The following is a 17287-nucleotide window of genomic DNA, read 5'->3' on the forward strand; positions in this document are numbered from 1 at the left end:
ACCTGATGCGCGTCAGGCCGGCGGCGGCAGGATGGTCATGCCGGTCGCGCCGGCCACCTGCATCACCTTCGCCACGTCCGGCGGCCCGTCCATCGGCGCAGGCGCGCTCGTCTCGTCGGCGACCGGCTTGCCCAGCTCGGTGAAGAACCGCTCGTGCATGTGGCCCGGCGCATTCAGGATCAGCACCCGGGCCGGTGCCGGGCCGCGTGCCGTGAAGGCATGCACCGCCCCGTCGGGAATCGCCACATGGCTGCCCGGTCCGGCGATGCGCGTTTCGCCCGCCACCATGAACTCGATCTCGCCCTCCAGCACGTAGAAGGCTTCCGTCTCGCCGGCATGATGGTTGGGCGGGGCGCCCAGTCCCGGCGGCACGACGGCCTCCACCAGACAGTACTTGCCCAGCGTGTCGCCGGGAAAGGCATGGAATTTCATCAGGATACCGAGTGTTTCGTAGGTTCTTGCGCGACTGTCCGCCACGGCCGGGCTCCACTTGTGAGAGAGATGGAATGGACTTATGATACACAAGTCTTTTTATGAGACAAGTGTCTTATTATGAGGAAGCCGAGTGACAACCCGCGAACGCACGTCCCAGAAGAACCGCACCCGCGAGGCGATCCTTGCCGGCGCCCGTGCCCTGATCGAGCGCGGCGAGCCGGTGACCGTCACCGCCGCGGCGGCCGAGAGCGGCATCTCCAAGGCGACGGCCTATCGCTATTTCTCCGATCCAGCGGTGCTGACGGCGGAGGCAGGCCTTGCGGTCGAGGTGCGCGACTATGCGGAGATCGTGCAGGGCTGCGACACGCCGCGCGACAAGGTGCTGGCCGTCAGCCTCTACATGTTCGACCTGGCGCTGGCGCATGAGGGCGCCTTTCGCCAGTTCCTGGCGCGCAATCTCGACTGCTGGCTGGCCGAAGCGGGAGGGGAGGTGCCGCGCCGCGGCGCCCGCCGCGTTGCCATGTTCCGCCAGGCGCTCGGCGATGTCCGGCCGGCCCTGCCGGCGGACCGGCTCGCCCTGCTGGTCGGCGCCCTGTCGGCGGCAACCGGCACCGAGGCGATGATCGCGCTCACCGACATTGCCCGCCTGACGCCGCAGGCGGCCCGGCTGGCCGTGCGCGAAATGACCGAGGCGATTCTCGACCGGTTCCTCGGCGCTGCGTGAGAGGGGCGGCGGCCTCAGATCTTCTGCGCTACCAGGAACCGCGCCCTGCGCGCGGCCGGGTGCAGCTCGGCCTCCAGGATCCGGAAACCGGCGCTCACGATCGTCTCGTCCAGCTCGGGGATGCTGAAGAAGCCGACATGCGGTGCCTTGCCGACAAGCTGCATCGCGGTGATCAGGGGGCGCATGTACCAGCCCCAGCTTTTCAGGCAGACCGTCTTGGAGATCAGCAGCCCGCCCGGCTTCAGCCGCGCGCGCAGCGCGGAAAGCGCGCCCGGCAGGTCCTCCGCCATGTGCAGCATGTTGAAGGCCAGCACCGCGTCGAAGGGCGGGGCGCCGGCGTCCAGCTCCTCCTGCCCTGCCTCCATCACCGAAGCCTTGCGGAAGGCGACGTTGCCGGTCCCGGTAGCCAGGGCCTTCTCGTTTGCGATGGCGATCATCTGCGCCGAAATGTCGGTGCCGAGATAGCGGCCCGCATGCCCGGCCAGCTGCAAGGCCGTCGTGCCGGTGCCGCAGCCGACCTCCAGCACCCGGTCCTGCGCCGTCAGCCGCGCGGCCGTCGCCTCCAGCGTCCGCCGGTAGGACGCCTCGTCCTTGATCGGGTCGGCGGCATATTTGCGGGCTGCCTTGTCCCAGAATTCGTCCTGCCTGCGCATGGGTGTCGGCTCCGTCCTGCCATCTCGTGCTGGCCTTCGGCTTAGCGCGGGCGCAAGACGAAGAAAATTGCATAAAAACGCAGCATCTATATACGTTTTTGCATGAAACAACGCGCCCGCGCCACGTTCGACTGGAACCGTCTGCGCGCCTTCCTCGTCACCGCCGAGGAAGGCTCGCTGTCGGCCGCCGCCCGCGCCCTCGGCCTCGCCCAGCCGACGCTCGGCCGCCAGGTCGCCGCGCTGGAGGAGGAGCTCGGCGTTGCCCTGTTCGAGCGCGTCGGCCGCTCGCTCAGCCTCACCCGCTCCGGGTTGGAGTTGCTCGAGCACGCCCGCGCCATGGGCGAGGCGGCGGGCCGCGTTTCGCTTGCCGCCTCCGGCCGGGTCGAGGCGGTGGCGGGCGAGGTTACCGTCACCGCCAGCGACGTCATCTCCGCCTGGCTGCTGCCGCCGGTGCTGGAGCGGCTGCGCCAGGCCGCGCCCGGCCTGTCGCTGGAGATCGTCGCCACCAACAGCCTGCGCGACATCCGCCGCCGCGAGGCCGACATCGCCATCCGCCATGTCGAGCCGCAGGACGGCGAGCTGATCGCCCGGCGGATGCCCGACATGCAGGCCCGGCTCTACGCCTCGCGCGATCTCATTGCCCGCCGGGGCGGGCCGCCGCACGATGCCGCCGCGCTCTCGGCCTGGCCCTTCGTCGGCTTCGAGCGATCCGACCGCTTTCGTCTGGCGCTCAACGCCCTGGGCCTGTCGCTGACGCAAGGCAGCTTCCCGCTCGCCAGCGAGAACGGCGTCGTCGCCTGGCACTACGTCCGGGCCGGACTTGGTGTCGGCGCCATGATCGAGGAGGTCGCGCGCCTTTCGCCGGAGGTCGAGTGCGTGCTGCCGGAGCTTCCTGCCATTCCCGTGCCGGTCTTCCTGGTCACCCATCGCGAGCTGCGCACCAGCCGGCGCATCCGGATCGTTTTCGACCATATCACGGCGCTGCTGGCCGGGGATTAACTGCGCAGCGGGCGGGGATAAGCGTGGGCGAGGGGCGCTGTGGCGGTCCGCGCGCCGGGCTGCGCTCTCTCGCACTTGTCCCCGCTGTTATCCCCACCTTGTTCCCGTCCGGGGCATTCGGCGCGAATTGGCGAATTTGCGACGATTGAGACGTGAAAGGCCGATATTGAGACGGAATTTTGCAAAATCCGTCTCGAAATTTCTCGAAATCCGGCAAGCCGCCCGGGCATGCAAAAAGGGCGCGCCCTTGGCAGGCGCGCCCTTCGGATTCATGCAGGTCTGCCGGGCAGACGGGCTCTCGCGCCTCAGGCTGCGAGCGCGCCCTTCGCCTTCTCGGTCAACTCCTTGAACGCATCCGGCTCGCGGATGGCGATGTCGGAGAGGACCTTGCGGTCGATCTCGATGCCGGCCTTGTTGAGGCCGTCGATGAAGCGCCCGTAGGTCAGGCCGTGCTCGCGGACAGCGGCGTTGATGCGCTGGATCCAGAGCGAACGGAAGTTCCGCTTGCGAACCTTGCGGTCGCGATAGGCGTACTGGCCGGCCTTCTCGACGGCCTGCTTGGCAACGCGGATCGTGTTCTTGCGACGACCGTAGTAGCCCTTGGCGGCCTTGAGGACCTTCTTGTGCTTTGCGTGGGCGGTGACGCCCCTTTTGACACGCGACATGGGATGTAACTCCTTGAAAAGTCTAGAACGCCGTCAGGCTCAGCCGTAGGGCAGGAACTTCTTGACGATGCGGGCATCGGGCTCGGCCAGGGTGGTCGTGCCGCGTGCGTTGCGGATGAACTTGGTCGAACGCTTGATCATTCCGTGACGCTTGCCCGCCTGAGCGGTCTTGACCTTGCCGGTCGCAGTCAGTTTGAAGCGCTTCTTGGCGCCGGACTTCGTCTTCAGCTTGGGCATTTTGCATCCTTTCTCGACCCGGCAGTGCTGATCCGCCGGTTGTTGTTGGAAGCCGTTTTATGAGCCGCCACGGCATGCCCTTTTGTCGCGGGCTCCGGCCGAAACACGGCCGGTCCCGTGAAGCCGGGCGGCTCGGGACACGGGCTTATAGGCAAAGCGGCCGGGAAACGCAAGCGCTCCGGCGGCTTTGCCGGGCCTCGTGCCGCCCTTTTGTCGGCTTGCGCCCAAAACTGCGAAACCCGGCCCCTTTCGAGGCCGGGTTTCGCGAAAAACCGCCGCGTGTCGCGGCCGTATCGGATGGCAGGCGTCAGCGCGTGATCGGCGCCAGCACCATCACCATCTGGCGGCCTTCCAGCCGCGGGTGGGATTCGACCTTGGCGAATTCCGCCGTCTCGTCCCGCACCTTGTTGAGCAGCGCGATACCCAGGTCCTGGTGCGCCATTTCGCGTCCGCGGAACCGCAGGGTGACCTTGACCTTGTCGCCCTCGTCGAAGAAACGCTTCATGTTCCGCATCTTCACCTCATAGTCATGGGTGTCGATGTTCGGACGCATCTTGATTTCTTTGACCTCGACGATCTTCTGACTCTTTCGCGCCTCTGCGGCTTTCTTCTGGCTCAGGTACTTGTACCTGCCGTAATCCAGAATCTTGCAGACGGGGGGCGAAGAGTTCGGAGAAATCTCGACAAGGTCCAGACCGGCCTCTTCGGCCATCCTCAAGGCGTCTTCCGTGGGCGTGACACCGAGGTTCTGTCCATCCTGGTCGATGAGCTGGACTTCTCGAACGCGGATCTCTTGGTTGGTGCGCGGGCCTTCCTTGGTCGGCGGCGGTGCGCGGTATGGACGGCGAATGGTCGCAATCTCCTCTAACGTTTCAACGACTTGGCGAAACCGGCCCTCAGCCGGAGGTTCTGCCTTGCAACGCAAATACCCCGAACGCCATGCGCCGGGGAGGCTTCGCACGCCGCAAGGCGCCAGACCCCGAAAATCGAGCGAAAACGGCGCCGAGTCAACCGGTTTCGCGCAAGGCCCGCAGCTGGAGGGGCACATCCCGGTTGTTGTCGCCTCCGGTCGAGTCGCCTGTTTTCGAATATCTCCGGGATAAATTTATCCAATATTGAATTTCTCAAGTAATAAAATCAGAAGTTGTGTTGGAAGTCAGTATTAACTTCGTGTTCAATTCTGTCTGCAATGAAGGTCGGGGAGGGGCAGAAATACTGGCCGGGCGACTGCTTGCAGGCGCGCGCCACGGCCGGTCGTCCGTCGTTTCAGGAGAGTTTTGCTGTGTCCCTCCCGTTCTTCCGCTCCGGCGTGCCCATGGCCGCCCGGGTCGGCGTGCTCGCGGCCATTGCCGTGATCGCCGTCGCCGTCCTGTCGCTCACCCATTATCTCGGCGACCGGGGCATGAGCGCTGCTCTCGACCGGCTTTCGGACAACCGCGCCCTCCAGTCGCTGGCCGCCAGCGTCGCCAACGAGACGCTGCAGATGCGCCGCCGCGAGAAGGACTTCCTGCTGCGCCGCGACGAGGCGGAAGCGCAGCGCTACGGCGCCGCGGTCGCAACGGTATTGGCGGAGCTCGGCGCCATGGCCGATCTCGACGCGGCCGCGCCCGTGCGCGCCCGCATCGATACGGTCAGGAGCGAGGTCGCGGCCCATCGCGACCAGTTCGCCAAGGTCGTCGAGTCCTACCGCGTCATGGGCTTCGACGAGAAGAGCGGCCTTCAGGGCGAGCTGCGTGCCGCCGTCCATGCGGTCGAGACCCGGCTGAAGGCCGCCGATCTGGACGCGCTGACGGTCAAGATGCTGATGATGCGCCGGCATGAGAAGGACCTCATGCTGCGCGGCGACATGAAATATGTCGGCGAAGTCGACGCCCGCCGCGCCGAATTCGACGCGCTGCTTGCCGCCTCGCCCCTCGGTGCCGCCGAACAGGCCGAGATCGCCAGGCTGATGGATGCCTATGTCGGCGGCTTCAAGGGCTACGCGACGATCGACGCCACCATCGATGCCGAAACCGGCGTCCTGAGCGACATCTTCGGGCGGCTGACCCCGGAGGTGGAGGCCGTCGAGCAGGCCGCGGAGGCCGGACTTGCGGCGGCCGAGGCCGACCTTGCGGCAACCCGCAGCACGGTCTCCACGGTCTTCGTGGCGAGCGCGGTTGCCACGCTGGTCATCGCTCTCGGCCTTGCCTGGGTTCTCGGCCGCGGCATCACCCGCCCGGTCATCGGCCTCACCGGCGCAATGCGCTCGCTCGCCGACGGCGACACCTCGGTCGAGATTCCCGATGCCTCGCGGCACCTCGAAATCGGCGCGATGGCCAGTGCGGTCGAAGTGTTCCGCGCCAATGCGATCCGCAACCGCGAGCTGGAGGCGCAGCAGGCCGAAAACGAGAAGCGTGCCGCGGCCGAAAAGCGCGCTGCGATGGAGCAGCTCGCCCGCGAGTTCGACGACAGCGTCGGCCGCATCGTCGGCATGATCACGCAGGCCTCGCACGACCTGTCGAGCGCCTCGCAAACCATGGCCACGCTTTCGGAAGACGTCGACACGCGCTCGGCCAGCGTCGCGGCCGCCTCCGAACAGACCGCCGCCAATGTCCACACGGTCGCTGCAGCGACCGAGGAGATGAACGCCTCGATCTCGGAGATCAGCGCCCAGATCCTGCGCACGTCGACCTCGACCCAGCAGGCGGCAGACGAGATCCTGCGCACCAGCAGCCAGATGGAAGCGCTCACCTCCGTCGCCAACCGCATCGGCGAGGTCGTGTCGCTGATTTCCGGCATTGCCGCCCAGACCAACCTCCTGGCGCTCAATGCCAGCATCGAGTCGGCCCGCGCCGGCGAGGCGGGCAAGGGCTTTGCCGTGGTGGCGGGCGAGGTCAAGGCCCTGGCCGGCGAGACCGCCAAGGCGACCGACGGCATTTCCGGGCTCGTCGCCGAGATCCAGGCCGAGACCCGCAACGCGGTTGCCGCGATCGACGGGATCGGCCGCCTGGTCTCCGACATCAACGGCACCGCCACGGCAATCGCCGCGGCCATGGAAGAGCAGGGCGCGGCCACCCGCGAGGTTTCGCGCAATGTGGTCGAGGCCGCCTCGGGCAGCCGTGCCGTCTCCGACGGTATTTCGGGGGTGAGCATCGCCTCGCGCGAGAACCGCAATGCCGTGACGACGGTGACGGCTGCTGCCGAGACCTTGTCGGGCCAGTCGGACGAGATGCGCCGCGAGGTCGAGCGTTTCCTGGCCCATATCCGAAACGCCGCCTGACGCAGGCACTCTCCCGCTGGCGCTTGCGCGTCAGCGGGTCTTGGCCAGCCTGTCGTAGACGGCCAGCGTCGCCGCGCACATCGCCTCGACGGTGAAGTCGCGGCGCACATGGGCGAGCGCCCGTGCGGCCAGCGCCGCGCGGTCCTGCGGCGTGAGCGCGAGCATTTCGGCCAGCGCCAGCGCCAGCGCAGGGGCATCGCTCGCCGGCACGCGCCAGCCGGTGCGCTCATCGTCTGCGACATCGGGCGGCGCCAGCACCGTCTCGGGCACGGCGCCGAGGTTCGTCGCGACCACCGGCACGCCGGCGGCCTGCGCCTCGACGGCGGCCCGGCCGAAGGCTTCCGGCTCGATCGAGGCGACCACCGCGACATCGGCAAGGGCGAGGGCGGCGGCGACATCGGCGCAGTGGCCGACCAGCTGCACCCGGTCCGAAAGGCCGGCATTGGCGATGCGCGTCTTCAGTTCCGTCGCATAGGTCTCCCGCCCCTGGGCATCGCCTGCCAGGATCGCCGTCCAGCCGGTCGGCGCATGGCCGTGAGCCGACAGCCGGTTCAGGGCATCGATCAGCACCGTCTGGCCCTTCCAGTGGGTGAGGCGGGCAAGGTTGAGGATCACCCGCTCGCCGCCCTGAAGGCCCCAGGCGTCGGCGAGGGCCTGCCGGCGCTCGGGCGAAACGGACGCCGGGTCGAGCGCGGCAAGGTCGGAGCCGCGATGGATGACGGTGATGCGGTCCTTTGCGAAAGGGTGCCGCTCGGCGATCAGCGCGGCCGTGTAGCGGGAATTGGCGATCACCGCATCGCCGCGCGCCATCACCGAATTGTAGAGCCCTTTCAAGGCATTGGTCTGATTGTAGATGCCGTGATAGGTGGTGACGAAGGGCAGGCCGAGCCGCCGTGCGGCGATCAGCGCCGACCAGGCCGGCGCCCGCGAGCGGGCATGGATCAGGTCCACCCCTTCCTTGCGGGCAAGGCGCGTCAGCGCGCCGGCATTGCGCCAGATACCCAGCGGCGACTTTCGTCCCACCGGCAGCGTCACATGCTCGCCGCCGACAGCCTCCAGTTCCGCCACCAGACGGCCGCCGCGGCTTGCCACGATGGCCCGGTGCCCGGCCGCCACCAGCGCCCGCGCCACGTCGACGGTGGTACGCTCGGCGCCGCCCGTCTGAAGGTCCGGAATGACTTGCAGCACGGTTCGGCGGGTCACGAGGGCTCCTGTCGGATGGGGCAAGCGAAAGCCCGGCGCGGACTTTTCAAGGCTCGCGACCTGTGCCACATCGGGCGGCAATCAGGCAAGATGAACGGGCAAGGAAGCGGAGGCAGCGATGGACGGGCAGGCTCAGGATCAGGTGCGCCATATCGAGGTCAGTGCCGACAGGCGGCGCATCGCCGTGCTGCGAGAGGAGGGCGCGCCGGGGCGCTGCGGCGTGCTGTGGCTGTCCGGCTTCAAGTCCGACATGGCCGGCACCAAGGCGGAGGAGCTTGCCGCCTGGGCGCGCGCCACCGGCCGCGCCATGACGCGTCTCGACTATTCCGGCCACGGCATCTCGGACGGCGCGTTCGAGGACGGCACCATCTCGCGCTGGGCGGAGGAGGCGCTGGCCGTCCATGCCGCCTTCTGCCGCGAGCCGACCATCGTCGTCGGCTCGTCGATGGGCGGCTGGATCGCGCTGCTGCTGGCCCGCGCGCTTGCCGCCCGGCCGGTTGCGTCCGCGCCGCTCGCCGGCATGGTGCTGATCGCGCCGGCGCCGGACTTCACCGAAGAGCTGATGTGGAAGCACGAGTTCACCGACGAGATCCGCGAGACGATCCTGCGCGAGGGCCGGTTCGAGCGTCCGTCCGAATATGACGACAGCCCCTATGTGATCACCCGCGCCCTGATCGAGGACGGCCGCGACAACCTGCTGCTCGCCGGCCTGATCGAGACCGGCTGCCCGGTCACCATCCTGCAGGGCCAGCGCGACGACGCCGTGCCCTGGCGCCATGCGCTGCGGCTGACCGAGTGCCTGGCGCTGGACGATGTGGTGCTGACCCTGATCAAGGACGGCGACCACCGGCTGTCGCGGCCGCAGGACATCGAGCGGCTGATTGCCGCCGTCGAGGTCCGCGCGACCGAGGCCGAAGCGGAAGCCGGCTGATCCGGCAGGGCAGCGCCTGCGTCCTTCTGCCCGTTCTTTTTGCAGGGCGGGTCATCGGTTTGTCTTATTTCGCGCAAAGGCTTGGGCAGGCATGATCGGACCTGCGCAGCCGGCCGGGGAGCGTCCCCGCGGGCGAACGCGCGCGCGGACAGCAAGCGGAGGCAAGCAATCCATGACGGCAGCACGCAGGCGTTTCATCCTGGCGATCGACGGAGGCGGTATTCGGGGGCTGATCCCGCTGCGAATCCTCGAGACGCTGGAGGCGCGGCTGCGCGTGCTCGGCAAGACCCAGCCCCTCCATCGCTATTTCGACATGATCGGCGGCAGTTCCACCGGCGGGCTGATTGCCGCCGGCCTGGCCGCCCCGCGCCCCGACGACACCAGCGGCGCACCGGCGGCCGGCACTTCCGAGTTGCGCCGCTTCTTCGAGGTGGAGGCGCGCGAGGTCTTCCGCCGCAAGAGCCTGTTCGAGCGCTTCGTCGCCAACCCGCGGGCGGTGTTCGACGAGCGCTACGACGAGCGGCCGCTGGAGCGCATCCTCAAGGAACAGCTCGGCTGGACTTCGCTGCAGTCGGCGCTGACCCGCGTGGTGCTGACGGCCTATGACCTCGGCCGCCGCGAGGCGGTGTTTATGACCAACGGGCGCCAGAGCGACGGCAGCCGGCCGGACGACTACTATTTCTGGCAGGCGGTGCGCGCGACGACGGCGGCGCCGGCCTATTTCGAGCCGATGCGCACGGAAAACCTGACCCATGGCGACGAACGGGTGCTGATCGACGGCGGCGTCGTCATGAACAACCCGGTTTTGGCGGTCTGGCTGGAGGCGATGAAGATGGGCTGGAAGCCGGAGGAGATCACCATCGTGTCGCTCGGCACCGGTGCCGACATCCGCCGCACCTGGACTTTCCGCGAGGCCGCGTCCTGGGGGCCGCTCGGCTGGCTGCTGCCGGCAAACGGCGTGCCGCTCCTTTCCGTCCTTGCCCATGGCCAGTCGACCACCGCCGCTTATCAGGCCGAGCGCCTGTTGCCGGCCGCCGGTATCGGCGAGGTGGTGCGCCTCGACGGCGACCTGCCGGCCGGGGCGGAGGCGATCGACAACACCCGTCCGGGCAACATCATCGAGCTGAACGGCGTGGCCGATCGCATCATCCGCGACAACACCCGGCTGCTCGACCGTCTCGCGCAGGAGATGAGCGAGTGGCCCGAATAGCGAGCGCCGTCTGACGCCGCGCCTTTTTCGATTTATGGTTAACCGTCCGTAAACGCTCCGGCGCGACACTGGGTGTGACCCTCGGCGCACTGCGTCGGCGGGAAGGGCCAGCGCGGAACGAAAGGAGCCGGCCATGTCGCGAATGCGTGCCTCAGCCATGTCCCCGAGCGGCCGATCCCGCGGCGCCGTGCCGTGCCGCGAACGGCGCCCGCTTCTGCTTGCTCTCCTGGCCACTGCCTGCATTGCCGGCCTTGCCGTCATGGCGCCCGCGTCCGCGGGCGCTGCGCCGCTGCCGCGCGAGAAGCCGGCGAGCCTGATCGCCGCCGAGGCGATGTCGCGCCTGGAGGAGCGGCGCGTGACCACGACGCGCGTCCTGCCGTCGACCGATATCGGCGATCTCGTCGACGCGCGGGGCGAGGTCGCGGCAGCGCCTTCCGGCGAGGTCTATTCCAGCTTCGCTGCTGCGCCCCTGCCGCGTCCGGCCCCGGCGGAGCGCCCCGTTATCGTGGCCGCCGTACCCGTCGAGCTGGCCTCCGCTCCCTCCGGGCTTTCACCGTCCGCCGTGCGGCCGAATGCGGTCGCCAAGGATCTTTTCGGCGCCATGCGGTCGCCTGCACCGCTCGCCGCCCGGTCCATCGGCTCCTATGCCAAGGGCTGCCTTGCCGGGGCGACGGCGCTCGCCGTCGACGGGCCGGCCTGGCAGGTCATGCGCCTGTCGCGCAACCGCAACTGGGGTCATCCGCAGCTTGTCGACACGTTGCAGCGCCTGGCCAGTGACGCGCCCGCGCTCGGCTGGAACGGCTTGCTCGTCGGCGATCTCGCCCAGCCGCGCGGCGGGCCGATGACCTCCGGCCATTCCAGCCACCAGGTCGGTCTCGATGCCGATATCTGGCTGACGCCGATGCCGGACCGCACGCTGTCGCGCGAGGAGCGCGAGACCATGTCGGCGATCTCGATGCTGAAGGGCTCGTCCGAGCTGCCGGGTGCCGACCGCGGCGTCGATCCGGCGAAATGGAGCGCATCGCGCGCCCGGCTGATCCGCCGTGCCGCCCAGGACCCGCGCGTTTCGCGCATCTTCGTCCATCCCGGCATCAAGCAGGCGCTGTGCCGCTTCGAGACCGGCGAGCGCGGCTGGCTGCGCAAGGTCCGGCCCTGGTGGGGCCACCACTACCACTTCCATGTGCGCATCGCCTGTCCTGAGGGGAGCGTCGGCTGCAAGGACCAGGACGCACCGCCGCCGGGCGACGGCTGCGGCCAGGAACTGGCCTGGTGGCTGTCCGACGAGCCCTGGGTGCCGAAAAAGCCGAAGAAGACCGACAAGCCGGCAGCGCCCGCGAAGAAGAAGCAGATGACGCTGGCGGCCCTGCCTCAGGCCTGCACCGAGGTTCTGGTGGCGCGGTAGGAGGTCCCGCGTGCCGCTCCTCGGCATCTTGTCCGTCGCGGTGGGGAGTGGTTCCCGTCTTTTTCGATGATGCGCCGCGCAATCCGCTTTGCCGTCGCATCCGGCGATGGTAAATGGGCGCGCATGAGCACGCAGAAAATCTCCGACATCCGCAACTTTTCCATCGTGGCGCATATCGACCACGGCAAGTCGACGCTGGCCGACCGTCTGATCCAGATGACGGGCACGCTGACCGTGCGCGAGATGAAGGAGCAGGTGCTCGATTCGATGGACATCGAGCGCGAGCGCGGCATTACCATCAAGGCGCAGACCGTGCGCCTGATCTACAACGCCAAGGACGGCAAGCAGTACAAGCTGAACCTCATCGACACGCCGGGTCACGTCGACTTCGCCTATGAGGTCTCGCGTTCGCTGGCCGCCTGCGAGGGATCGCTGCTCGTCGTCGACGCCAGCCAGGGCGTCGAGGCGCAGACGCTTGCCAACGTCTACCAGGCCATCGACAACGATCACGAGATCGTGCCGGTGCTCAACAAGGTCGACCTGCCGGCGGCCGAGCCCGAGCGCGTCAAGGAGCAGATCGAGGACGTGATCGGTCTCGACGCGTCCGACGCGGTTATGATCTCGGCCAAGACGGGCCTTGGCGTCGAGAACGTGCTGGAGGCGATCGTCAACCGCCTGCCGGCCCCGGAGGGAGATCCCGGCGCTCCGCTGAAGGCGCTGCTGGTCGACAGCTGGTACGACGCCTATCTCGGCGTCATGGTGCTGGTGCGCATCATCGACGGCTCGATGAAGAAGGGCCAGAAGGTCAAGATGATGGGCACGGGCGCGGCCTACGAGATCGACCGGGTCGGCGTCATGACGCCGAAGTTCCTGTCGGTCGAGGGTCTCGGCCCCGGCGAGATCGGCGTCATCACCGCCTCGATCAAGGAAGTGGCGGACACGCGCGTCGGCGATACGATCACCGACGACCGCAAGCCCTGCGCGCAGGCCCTGCCCGGCTTCAAGCCGGCCCAGCCGGTGGTGTTCTGCGGTCTCTTCCCGGTCGATGCCAACGACTTCGAGGACCTGCGCGCGGCAATGGGCAAGCTGCGGCTGAACGATGCCAGCTTCTCCTTTGAGATGGAGACCTCGGCGGCGCTCGGCTTCGGCTTTCGCTGCGGCTTCCTCGGCCTCTTGCATCTGGAAATCGTCCAGGAGCGCCTCGAGCGCGAGTTCGATCTCGACCTGATCGCCACCGCGCCTTCGGTCGTCTACCGCATGCACCTGACCGACGGCACGCTGAAGGAGCTGCACAACCCGGCCGACATGCCGGATCCGGTGAAGATCGACATCATCGAGGAGCCGTGGATCCGTGCCACGATCATGACGCCGGACGAGTATCTCGGCGCGATCCTGACGCTCTGCCAGGAGCGGCGCGGCGTGCAGGTCGACCTCAACTATGTCGGCAGCCGTGCCATGGTCACCTACGACCTGCCGCTGAACGAGGTGGTGTTCGACTTCTACGATCGGCTGAAGTCGATCTCCAAGGGCTACGCCTCCTTCGACTACCAGATCACCGACTACCGCGAGGGCGACCTCGTGCGCATGTCGATCCTGGTCAATGCCGAGCCGGTCGACGCGCTTTCGACGCTGGTTCACCGCTCGCAGGCCGAGCGGCGCGGCCGCGCCATGTGCGAGAAGCTCAAGGACCTGATCCCGCGGCACATGTTCAAGATCCCGATCCAGGCGGCCATCGGCGCCCGGGTCATCGCCCGCGAGACCATCGCGGCCCTTCGCAAGGACGTGACCGCCAAGTGCTATGGCGGCGACGCGACGCGCAAGCGCAAGCTTCTGGAAAAGCAGAAGGAAGGCAAGAAGCGCATGCGTCAGTTCGGCAAGGTGGAGATCCCGCAGGAAGCCTTCATCAAGGCCCTGAAGATGGATTCCTGATCCGGGCTTTGTCGCCGCCTACTCTGCGGCGACGAGGGCCGGGGGCTGCCAGTTTCCGGCTTCGATCTCGGCGATCTGCGTGTCGATGCGTTGCAGAACGAAGCGCGAGAACGGGCCGAGGTGCACGTAGAGCGCCACCATGTGCAGCATCGGATTGAGCGCCCGTGGATTGTGCCGCAGCGTGAAGGCGATCATGCGCCACAGGTGGCCGCGATGCTCGGGCTTGTGCCGGGTTATCGACCAGACGAGCCGGCCCAGCTTCTTCACGTCGCTCGAAAGCCGCGCGTTGAGCACGTCGCCGTTGGGCCCGTTCATGTCGAGCAGCGAGACCATCTTGCGCAGCCGGTCGAAATAGGCCTCGGGTGAGTAGATCCGCTCGATCACGGTCCGGTAGTCGGCAAGGATCCGCGCGCGCGGGCGCAGCGTCTCGAAATTGAGCCCGGCCGTGCACTGGTCGCCCTGTTCATGATCGGGATCGGCCATGTCGAACTCGGCATGCAGCCGGCCCTGCGCCGCAAGCCGCCGGGTGAGCTGGGTGTTGGGCAGGGCGTAGAGCAGGCCCGTCATCGCAACGGGAATGGCGGCCTCTTCGATGAGGTTGGCTATCTCATCCGCCACGCGGTCGCTCTCTTCGTCGAAGCCGACGATGAACCCGCCGATGACGAAGATGCCTGCCTCGTAGATCTTGTGCACGCTGGCTGCGATGTCGCGCCGGGTGTTCTGCTTCTTGCGGGTGGCGACCAGCACGTCCGGGTCCGGGCTCTCGATGCCGACGAAGACGACGAAGAACCCGGCCTGGCGCATCATCTCCAGCAGGTCGGTATCGTCCGCCAGGTTGAGCGAGGCCTCGGTGGACAGCTCGAAGGGGCGCCCATGGGCCTTCTGCCAGGCGATGAGGTCCGGCAGGAACGCCTTCACCGCCTTCTTGTTGCCGATCAGGTTGTCGTCGACGAAATCGACATGGCCGCGATAGCCGAGATCGTAGAGAGCCTGCAGCTCGGCCAGGATCTGCGCGCTGCCCTTGGTGCGCGGCTTGCGGCCGTAGAGCTCGATGATGTCGCAGAATTCGCAGGTGAAGGGGCATCCGCGCGAGAACTGCACGTTGACCTGCGCATAGTCGGAAAAGTTCAGCAGGTCGAAGCGCGGGACCGGCGTGGTGGTGACGTCGGCCTTGAACTTCTCGGCCTCGAAGGTGCCGCGCCGCTCGCCGCGCTCGAACGCCTCGAGGAAGGCGCCGAAGATGCCCTCGGCCTCGCCGATGACCCGGAAGTCCGCCTGCGCGTAATGCTCCGGGCTCGAGGTCACGTCCGGGCCGCCGACCACGGCGGGAATGCCCGCGTCCTGGCACAGGGCGATGATCGCCAGCGTATCGGACTGCTGCGGCAGCATGCCGCCGGTGAAGACGACGTCGGCCCAGGCCAGTTCCTCGTCCCGCAGCTCGGTCGTATTGCGGTCGATCAGCCGTGGCTCCCAGCCCTCCGGCAACATCGCCGCGACGGTGATCAGGCCGAGGGGCGGTGCCGGGTATTTGGCGCCGATCAGGGCGCAGGTTTCCTGATAGTTCCAGAAAGAACCGGCCTGAAAGCGCGGGTAGAGCAGCAGGACGTTGACGGTCGAATGCAGCATCACAGGCCTTTCGGCGGATCGAGGAGCCAGCGTGCGATGATGGTAGCAGACTTGGCGCATTTGGGGGCGGCTGGTTGCAAGCCGCTGCAGGGTTCAACTCTGACTTCCCCTCCCCGGGCAGGGCGCCGGCTGCAGGCCCCTTGCAAAATAGAATTCGCTCACCATTTGTTAACAGTGCCTGTTCATGATTGATTGACGATCACGCGCGCCGAACGGTGTCGCAAGCCTGTCACCCTCTCATTGCATAAGGAGGGTAGGGCGTTTTCGAAAAACGACCCGAAACGACTTTGGCGCAATTCGTCATGCGTCGGTGCGATACGTTCCGCACCGCGATGAACCTTTCGCAGCCCGGCACTTCGCGATGGCGAATGCGAGCGCGAGGCACGGCACCTGACGGTGCAAAGAAAACAAGAACGATAAGAAAGAGACTGACTATGGAACTTGGTAATGTGAAGTGGTTCGACATCAAGGCCGGTATCGGCGAGATCGAGCCGAACGACGGCGACTACGTCCACGTGGACATGGCGACGCTGCGCAAGTCGGGCGTTCCGAGCCTGAGCGAAGGCCAGCTGGTGGTCTACGACCTCGCCTATCTGCGCGGCCACACGGTCGCCGAAAACCTGCGCGTCCTGTAACGCGCCGGCCGGGACGACCCGGCCGAAGCCGACCTTTCACGCAAGGCTTGCGTGATGCGCGAAGCGCCGATGCCCGGACAAGGCACGGCGCTTTTTGCGTTTCCCGGGCATGTGCGTTTCCCAGGCAAGGGATGCTGCCTCAGGCCCCGGTACGGCGCGACAGACGCCACAGCCGCGCCATGGCGATGAGGCCTGCGGCGGGACCGAGCGCCAGCAGGGCCAGCAGCACCGGCCAGCCGGCCAGTTCTGCGACGACCGGGGCGGCCTGCACCGTAACGAAGGTCAGTGCGAAACCGATGGCCGTCTGCAGCGTCATCAGGCTGCCGGCCTGCTCCGGCGGGGCAAAGTCGGCGACGAGCGCCGAAAACTGCGGCGAGTCCGGCACGATCGAGGCGCCCCACAGCAGGAAGATCGCGGCCAGCAGCCAGACCGGACCACCGAAGCACAGGGCTGCGGCAATTGCGCTGGCGAAACTGACCGCGAGCGCGATGATCGCCACCGTGTCCTTGCCGATGCGGTCGGCGAACCAGCCGCCGGCGATGCAGCCGAGCCCTCCGAGCGCGATGGCGGCGAAGGTGACGATGCGGGCAAGCGCCAGACCCTCGCTTTCGCCCAGGACCGGCACGAAGGCGGCGGCCATGGCCACCCCGGCCCAGGTCCACATGGCGTAGAGCTCCCACATGTGGCCGAAATAGCCGGCATAGGCGAGGCGGATGCGCCGGTCGGTCCAGGCGCGGCGGATCACCGCCGGATCGAAGCGCGGCGAACTTGCGTGATACGGCCCGAGGCGGACGGCGAGCGCAAGGATGGCGGCAATGAGCGAGGCGGCGGAGGCGATGAGCACGGTCGCCCGCCAGTCGGCGCCGCCGCCGAGCGCGATCACATGCGGCAGGGCCGAGCCGAGCGTCACCGCGCCGACCAGCAGGCCGACGAGAAATCCGCGATCCCTCAAGCCCCAGCCGACCGCGATCTTCATGCCGACCGGATAGACGCCGGCAAGCAGGGCGCCGGTTGCGACCCGCACCAGGATCGCTCCCGTGCCGCCGATGGGCAGGATCAACAGTGCCGCGTTGACCAGGGCCGCAAGCGCGGCACAGGCGGCGAAGAGCCGGCCGGGATGCAGCCGGTCCGGCAGGCCGAGAATGGCGGAGGCGAGAGCGCCGATCACGAACCCGATCTGGACGGCGCTCGACAGCAGCGCCTGGCGCACCGGGGTGATCGGCCGCTCGGCCAGCATTTCGGGGAGGATCGCGGCGGAGACGAACCACAGCGACAGCGCGGCGATGACGGCAAGGGCCAGCAGGGAAAGCGAGCGGGTCTTGGGCGCAGGGAGCATGGCGGAGCGGCGGCCGGTCGGGAGGCTTGCCGGCGATCCGGCG

16 protein-coding genes are annotated in these 17287 nt (G+C 67.7%); 8 read left to right on the forward strand and 8 right to left on the reverse strand.

What is annotated here, in order from left to right:
• Positions 1 to 12: 12 nt before the first annotated feature.
• Positions 13 to 477, reverse strand: coding sequence for a cupin domain-containing protein (locus tag GH266_RS16665; protein WP_209001472.1), 465 nt, complete (start codon positions 475 to 477; stop codon positions 13 to 15).
• A gap of 88 nt (positions 478 to 565) precedes the next feature.
• Here GH266_RS16665 and GH266_RS16670 point away from each other — a divergent pair, with 88 nt between their 5' ends.
• Positions 566 to 1159 carry a TetR/AcrR family transcriptional regulator gene (locus GH266_RS16670; protein WP_158194829.1) on the forward strand — a complete coding sequence of 198 codons (594 nt, stop codon included), beginning with the start codon at positions 566 to 568 and terminating at the stop codon, positions 1157 to 1159.
• Positions 1160 to 1173: 14 nt separating this feature from the next.
• Here GH266_RS16670 and GH266_RS16675 read toward each other — a convergent pair whose 3' ends face one another.
• Positions 1174 to 1812: a class I SAM-dependent methyltransferase gene (locus GH266_RS16675; protein ID WP_158194830.1), complete on the reverse strand. Its 639-nt coding sequence runs from the start codon at positions 1810 to 1812 to the stop codon at positions 1174 to 1176.
• Positions 1813 to 1914: 102 nt separating this feature from the next.
• On the opposite strand from GH266_RS16675, the gene GH266_RS16680 reads away from it, so the two are divergent.
• The gene (locus tag GH266_RS16680) at positions 1915 to 2811 is read left to right on the forward strand and encodes a LysR family transcriptional regulator (RefSeq protein ID WP_158194831.1); all 897 of its coding nucleotides are present in this window, start codon (positions 1915 to 1917) and stop codon (positions 2809 to 2811) included.
• Between the two features lie 305 nt (positions 2812 to 3116).
• Here the strand turns inward: GH266_RS16680 and rplT are convergent, their stop codons facing one another.
• The 3 genes from rplT to infC all read right to left on the reverse strand — a co-directional run bounded on the left by rplT (position 3117) and on the right by infC (position 4563).
• Positions 3117 to 3476, reverse strand: coding sequence for a 50S ribosomal protein L20 (rplT, locus tag GH266_RS16685; protein ID WP_120270266.1), 360 nt, complete (start codon positions 3474 to 3476; stop codon positions 3117 to 3119).
• A 39-nt stretch (positions 3477 to 3515) separates the two neighbouring features.
• Positions 3516 to 3713 carry a 50S ribosomal protein L35 gene (gene rpmI / locus GH266_RS16690; RefSeq protein WP_120270265.1) on the reverse strand — a complete coding sequence of 66 codons (198 nt, stop codon included), beginning with the start codon at positions 3711 to 3713 and terminating at the stop codon, positions 3516 to 3518.
• A 307-nt stretch (positions 3714 to 4020) separates the two neighbouring features.
• Positions 4021 to 4563, reverse strand: a complete 543-nt coding sequence (infC, locus tag GH266_RS16695) for a translation initiation factor IF-3 (RefSeq protein ID WP_158196262.1) — start codon at positions 4561 to 4563, stop codon at positions 4021 to 4023.
• Positions 4564 to 4995: 432 nt separating this feature from the next.
• Here infC and GH266_RS16700 point away from each other — a divergent pair, with 432 nt between their 5' ends.
• Positions 4996 to 6972 (forward strand): methyl-accepting chemotaxis protein, encoded by a 1977-nt coding sequence (locus GH266_RS16700; RefSeq protein ID WP_158194832.1) that lies wholly within the window; start codon positions 4996 to 4998, stop codon positions 6970 to 6972.
• 30 nt (positions 6973 to 7002) lie between these two features.
• Here GH266_RS16700 and GH266_RS16705 read toward each other — a convergent pair whose 3' ends face one another.
• Positions 7003 to 8175, reverse strand: a complete 1173-nt coding sequence (locus GH266_RS16705; protein WP_158194833.1) for a glycosyltransferase family 4 protein — start codon at positions 8173 to 8175, stop codon at positions 7003 to 7005.
• Between the two features lie 118 nt (positions 8176 to 8293).
• Here GH266_RS16705 and GH266_RS16710 point away from each other — a divergent pair, with 118 nt between their 5' ends.
• The 4 genes from GH266_RS16710 to lepA all read left to right on the forward strand — a co-directional run bounded on the left by GH266_RS16710 (position 8294) and on the right by lepA (position 13647).
• Positions 8294 to 9106, forward strand: a complete 813-nt coding sequence (locus tag GH266_RS16710; protein WP_158194834.1) for an alpha/beta hydrolase — start codon at positions 8294 to 8296, stop codon at positions 9104 to 9106.
• A 172-nt stretch (positions 9107 to 9278) separates the two neighbouring features.
• Complete coding sequence (locus tag GH266_RS16715) at positions 9279 to 10316, forward strand: patatin-like phospholipase family protein (protein ID WP_158194835.1); 1038 nt, start codon at positions 9279 to 9281, stop codon at positions 10314 to 10316.
• 259 nt (positions 10317 to 10575) lie between these two features.
• Positions 10576 to 11718 carry a penicillin-insensitive murein endopeptidase gene (mepA, locus tag GH266_RS16720; protein ID WP_342354277.1) on the forward strand — a complete coding sequence of 381 codons (1143 nt, stop codon included), beginning with the start codon at positions 10576 to 10578 and terminating at the stop codon, positions 11716 to 11718.
• 123 nt (positions 11719 to 11841) lie between these two features.
• Positions 11842 to 13647 (forward strand): translation elongation factor 4, encoded by a 1806-nt coding sequence (lepA, locus tag GH266_RS16725; protein WP_158194836.1) that lies wholly within the window; start codon positions 11842 to 11844, stop codon positions 13645 to 13647.
• Positions 13648 to 13665: 18 nt separating this feature from the next.
• Here lepA and GH266_RS16730 read toward each other — a convergent pair whose 3' ends face one another.
• Positions 13666 to 15273, reverse strand: a complete 1608-nt coding sequence (locus tag GH266_RS16730; RefSeq protein ID WP_158194837.1) for a B12-binding domain-containing radical SAM protein — start codon at positions 15271 to 15273, stop codon at positions 13666 to 13668.
• Between the two features lie 434 nt (positions 15274 to 15707).
• On the opposite strand from GH266_RS16730, the gene GH266_RS16735 reads away from it, so the two are divergent.
• On the forward strand, positions 15708 to 15908 hold the full coding sequence (locus GH266_RS16735; RefSeq protein ID WP_158194838.1) for a cold-shock protein: 201 nt from the start codon (positions 15708 to 15710) through the stop codon (positions 15906 to 15908).
• A gap of 139 nt (positions 15909 to 16047) precedes the next feature.
• Here the strand turns inward: GH266_RS16735 and GH266_RS16740 are convergent, their stop codons facing one another.
• Positions 16048 to 17244 carry an MFS transporter gene (locus GH266_RS16740; protein ID WP_158194839.1) on the reverse strand — a complete coding sequence of 399 codons (1197 nt, stop codon included), beginning with the start codon at positions 17242 to 17244 and terminating at the stop codon, positions 16048 to 16050.
• Positions 17245 to 17287: the final 43 nt, after the last annotated feature.

It is taken from the genome of Stappia indica, assembly GCF_009789575.1.
GTDB lineage: Bacteria > Pseudomonadota > Alphaproteobacteria > Rhizobiales > Stappiaceae > Stappia > Stappia indica_A.